This window comes from Methylibium sp. (genome assembly GCF_013817365.1).
Classification (GTDB): Bacteria; Pseudomonadota; Gammaproteobacteria; order Burkholderiales; family Burkholderiaceae_C; genus Methylibium.
Window position 1 is genome coordinate 1 of sequence record NZ_JACDCU010000366.1, and the last position, 4,220, is coordinate 4,220.

A 4,220-nucleotide genomic window follows, 5' to 3' on the forward strand; every position below is an offset into this window, starting at 1 on the left:
GTCCCGGGCGTCGCGCTCGAACACCGCCTCCATTTGGCGCGCCAGCGCGGTGCTTCGCAAGCCGAGGGTGATCTCGTCGTTGATTTCGAACGAGCGCTCGTCGAAGTTGCTCCATCACGCGCGCGTCGACGCCGCGCGCCACGGCCCGCCCGAGCGCCTTGATCGCGGTCGCCTTGGGCAGGAAGTAGGGGTTCTGGATCAGGATCCGTTCGCGCGCGAGGCAGATCGCCAGGTGGTGGAGGATCTTCACCGCGGGCGCGGAGCCCTCGGGCTTCACGCGGGCGACGTGAATAACGACGTCGCCCGCCGGCTCGAGCGCTCGGAAAACGTCCTGGCCCACGAAGAGCTCGCCGGTCTCGTCGACCCAGTTTTCGCTGAAGTCGCCTGCAGTGCGTTCACCACCGGGCCGGCAAGCCGCAGCCCGAGGTCGGCCGTTCTCGAGCATCCGGACCGCATTGCCTTCCAGCAGGCTGTTGTGCGTCAGGCCGGCCAGCGAATCGACGAGTTCGGACACCGGCGCATCGCACTCGATGCGCAATGAGGATCGCGGTGCCGCTTGACCGACCACAGGGTGATGCCGAGCGCTGCCACGGCGAGCAGCAGCGTCACCAGCACGATCGGCACACTCGTCTTTGCGGTGAGCAAGGATGTGAAGCATGGACGCCTTTGCTGAACCTCGTTCATGCATGTGCGTGGCGCGGCCAAGCGTCGGCGAATGCGCGACACCTGTTCAGGGTGGAGACAGAACCGCGCTGCCTGCGTACGCTGCCATTGACCCTGCGCCCCCCCGCGTACTTTAATCGCGATTGCCGACGTTGCGTCAGCCGAAGGCGACCCCTGCGCCCCCGGTCCGAAACAGTGGGGCCAGCGCCCTCCGCCCATCGAACCAACCTGCCTCGAAGCGTTTACAAGTGCCCGTACCCCATACAGTAGGCGCCTGGCCTCGCCAGCTTTTGTCTGTCGGATTCGCGACGTTGATGCTCTGCCTGCTCGCCGTACTGAACGGACAACCGTTCTTCTATCCCGATACCGCGACCTACGTGAGAGGCGCGGACATGGGGATCACCAAATTGCTCGGACCCCGCTTCGCAACCGCTTGGGCGCCGCAAGCCGCCGAAGCAGCCGCAGCGGCGGCGCAGAACAAGGACGGAGAAGTCTCCCTCCCCGCCGTGCCTCCCGCGCGGCGGTTCACCTCGATCGAGGACAAGCTCGTGATGGCCGGCCGCTCGGTCTACTACGGCGCCCTGCTGTACTTGGGCTACGTGAGCAGCGACCTGTGGCTGGTGGTCGTCATGCAAGCCCTGGGCGCTGCCTACCTGCTGCACCTACTGATGGTGCGCCTGTGGGCCATCCGCCCGCCGGCGTTCATCGCCACTGTCGGCGCGCTGACGCTCTTCACGCCGCTGAGCGCGTTCGCCGGTTTGCTGATGCCAGATGTCTTCGCGCCGCTGATCATTCTTGCGGTGGCGACGCTGGCGGTGTATTGGGTGCGGCTCGGGCGGGCAGACCGGGTTGCGTTGGCGGTCATCATGACGTTCGGGCTCGTCAGCCACCCCAGTCATCTCGCGCTGGCAGTGGCCCTGCTGTTGCCGGTATGCGCCGCGCGGATGTTGAGCCGCAAAGCGCGGCGCCTGTCCATCGCCGGTCTTTCGCTGGCTATCGCCTGCGTCGCCGCCGGCTTCGCGGCCGAGTGGCTCTTCTTCAAGGCGGTCACGGTCGCCATCGGCCAGCCGCCGCTGCGCATGCCGCATCCGATGGCCCGGCTCATCGACATGGGGCCGGGCACGGCGTTCCTGGAGGCGACTTGCCCCGGCTCCAGTTATGCGGCCTGCGCCTACGTGGGCAACTTCCCAACGCCCTGGGTGGACTTCATTTTCTCGGCTGATCCGTCCAAGGGTGCCTTCACACTGGCCGATGCCGAAACCAAGCGCCGCATCTCCGGCGAGCAGTTCCCTTTTCTCCTGGACGTCGTCCGCTTCGACCCGCTCACAGTGGCACGCGGTCTGAGCGCCGACCTGCTGCACCAGCTCGTCATGTTCCGCGTGGATATCCTCGGCTACCGCAACGAAGCGCTGCGCTACGGCGCCCGGCTGCCGCCGGAAACGTTCAAGACGCTATTGCAGAGCCGGGCCGCCGACAAGAGCAACCCCTGGGATCGCAATCTGAGCCTCGCCACCCACGTATCGGTGTTCGCGGCGCTGCTGATTGCGCTGGGGCTGGCCGTGAGCCTGCCGCAGAGGCGCGTTCTTTTTGCGGCCGAGGCCGGCTCTGCGTGGAGCGATTTCACGCTGTTCACCAGCTTGGTGGTGGCCGGCGTCGTGTCCAACGCCCTCGTCTGCGCCAGCCTCGCGTCGCCGTTCGACCGCTTTCAGGCGCGCGTGATCTGGCTGCTGCCTTTCCTCGCGCTGGTCGCGCTGGCCATCGTTCGTGACACCACAGCCAGGGCGCGACCTTCGATCGCACCACCGGGAACGGGCAACTCACTGGCAGCAAGAACTTGAAGCATGAGGCGCACGATGCAGACAACGGCTGACAAGACGGTTTCGACACAACCCATTCTCGCGGCGAGCCGAGCGAGCTCCGAGGCGTCTTGGCGGGACTACGTGCATATCGCGCGCTTGGACCACATGACCAAGCACGTGTTCATCGTGCCCGGAATCATTCTGGCCTACGCCCTGGTTGAGCCGTCGCTCGACGGTGCTGCCGTGTTGACCATCGCCCTGGGTTTCGCCAGCGCCATCCTGATCGCCTCCGCGAACTACATCATCAACGAATGGCTGGACCGCGAGTTCGATGCCTTCCACCCCGAGAAATCCAAGCGCACGGCGGTCAACAAACAGCTTCGCGCGCCGGTCGTCTACGCCAGCTACGCCGCCTGCGCAGCACTCGGATTGCTGCTCGCCTGGTGGGTGGGTCCGGTCTTCGCGGCGGTGGTCATCGTCTTCTGGCTCTCCGGCATCGTCTACAACGTCAAGCCGTTCCGTTCCAAGGACAAGAGCTACTTCGACGTGCTCTCTGAATCGCTAAACAATCCGATCCGCCTCATGCTCGGTTGGGCCATGATCGACCAGCAGACGCTGGCGCCGCTGTCGCTGCTGGTCGCGTACTGGATGGGCGGCGCGTTCCTCATGGCCGCCAAGCGCCTCTCCGAGTACCGCGAGATCGCCGCCACCGCGGGCGTCGGGGTGCTGCACCGCTACCGCCGCTCGTTCAGGTTCTACACCGAACGAAGCCTGACCTTGTCGTGCTTCCTGTACGCGATGCTTTGCACTTCGCTGCTTGCCGTCTTCCTGATCAAGTACCGGATCGAGTACGCGCTGGCTTTCCCGCTGATCGTGGCCCTGTTCGTCCATTACCTGCGGCTGTCGCTCGGCAGCGGCTCGGTGGCGCAAAAGCCCGAGAAGCTTTTTCGCGAACGCCGGCTGATGATGCTGAGCGGCGCGACGACGGCAACCTTGCTGAGCCTGACCTTCATCGACGTCCCGATGCTGGAGTCGCTGACCGTGCCTTATCTGATCACCATCGATCCAGCGCCTTGAGCGCCGCCCCGCTTCGCTCGGCGGCCGTGCGTGGGCAGTTCGCCCGCTATTTCGTCGCTGGCTGCGCGGCGCTGACCGTGCATCTCGCCGTGATGAGCGCGGCGATCGAGTTCGTCGGCATGCGGGAAACCTTGGCTTCCAGCCTGGGTCTGGTCGTCTCCATAGGCGCCAACTTCCTGCTTCAGCGCCGCTACACCTTTCGCTCCAGCGTGCCACTCGCGACTGGCGCCGCGCTGTTCGTCGGCTTCGCCCTGCTGACCCTGGCGATCAACGCGGCCCTCTTCGACTGGTTGACTGGCAGGCTTCACTACCTTCCCGCGCAACTGCTGTCTACGGCGGTAGTGTTCGTCATGAATTTCCACCTGAACCGGCGCTTCACCTTTCGGCAATCGACCACGAGCGAGACGCCAGGCCCTAATCCATAAGCCGAGCTTATGGATTGCAGATTTATCCCGATAGCCCTCGGGGGCGCTCGTGGCTAGCATCGGGCGTGTCATCCGTCGCAAACCTCTCCTCAAAGGATCTCTGCATGCATTCCCCCAAGATCTTCGTTCTGTCCCTCCTGATGACAGGTATCGGCGCGGGAGTCCAGGCGCAAACGCTCGACAAGCTCAAGTCCAGCGGCAGCATCAGCGTCGGCTATCGCGAGGCCTCGATTCCGTTTTCCTATCTGGGCAGCGA

General features: G+C 65.0%; 4 protein-coding genes and 1 pseudogene. All 5 read left to right on the forward strand.

What is annotated here, in order from left to right; translation table 11 throughout:
• Positions 1 to 541 (forward strand): hypothetical protein (locus tag H0W38_RS17745; RefSeq protein ID WP_292456543.1); only part of this gene is annotated, 541 nt, incomplete at its 5' end.
• Between the two features lie 274 nt (positions 542 to 815).
• Entirely contained in the window at positions 816 to 2,501 is a 1,686-nt protein-coding gene (locus H0W38_RS17750) for a hypothetical protein (protein WP_292456544.1), read from the forward strand.
• Positions 2,502 to 2,627: 126 nt separating this feature from the next.
• Positions 2,628 to 3,539 carry a UbiA family prenyltransferase gene (locus H0W38_RS17755; RefSeq protein ID WP_292456548.1) on the forward strand — a complete coding sequence of 304 codons (912 nt, stop codon included), beginning with the start codon at positions 2,628 to 2,630 and terminating at the stop codon, positions 3,537 to 3,539.
• Entirely contained in the window at positions 3,536 to 3,964 is a 429-nt protein-coding gene (locus H0W38_RS17760) for a GtrA family protein (protein ID WP_292456546.1), read from the forward strand. Before H0W38_RS17755 ends, H0W38_RS17760 begins: the two co-directional genes overlap by 4 nt.
• A 104-nt stretch (positions 3,965 to 4,068) precedes the next feature.
• A pseudogene (locus H0W38_RS22160) lies at positions 4,069 to 4,220 on the forward strand (amino acid ABC transporter substrate-binding protein); the annotation flags it as partial.